We start from the raw sequence: 300 nt of genomic DNA, 5'->3' as shown, positions 1-300 counted from the left end.
ATGCCTGGTCGACTCGTCTGTTCGCTGACGCGTGGCCGGAAGTGCTGATCACCTGCTCCTGCTCGAAGAACTTCGGCTTGTACCGCGACCGCACCGGCGCGCTGATTGTCTGTGCAAGAACCGCTGACAAGCTCGTGGACATCCGCAGCCAACTGGCCAACATCGCCCGTAACCTGTGGTCGACACCACCGGATCATGGGGCTGCCGTGGTCGCAACCATTCTTGGCGACCCGGAGCTGAAAAGCCTCTGGGCCGACGAAGTGGAAGGCAAGCGGTTGCGCATCGCCCAGTTGCGCAGTG

At 62.3% G+C, this 300-nt stretch carries 1 protein-coding gene; it reads left to right on the top strand.

The window, feature by feature from the left end; all coding sequences use genetic code 11:
* Window positions 1-300 (top strand): aminotransferase class I/II-fold pyridoxal phosphate-dependent enzyme (locus BK660_RS31790; RefSeq protein ID WP_123436462.1); only part of this gene is annotated, 300 nt, incomplete at both ends.

This window comes from Pseudomonas brassicacearum (genome assembly GCF_003732265.1).
GTDB lineage: Bacteria > Pseudomonadota > Gammaproteobacteria > Pseudomonadales > Pseudomonadaceae > Aquipseudomonas > Aquipseudomonas brassicacearum_D.
The sequence above is the reverse complement of the archived record's forward strand: the minus strand, read 5'-3'. Positions and strand labels throughout refer to the sequence as shown.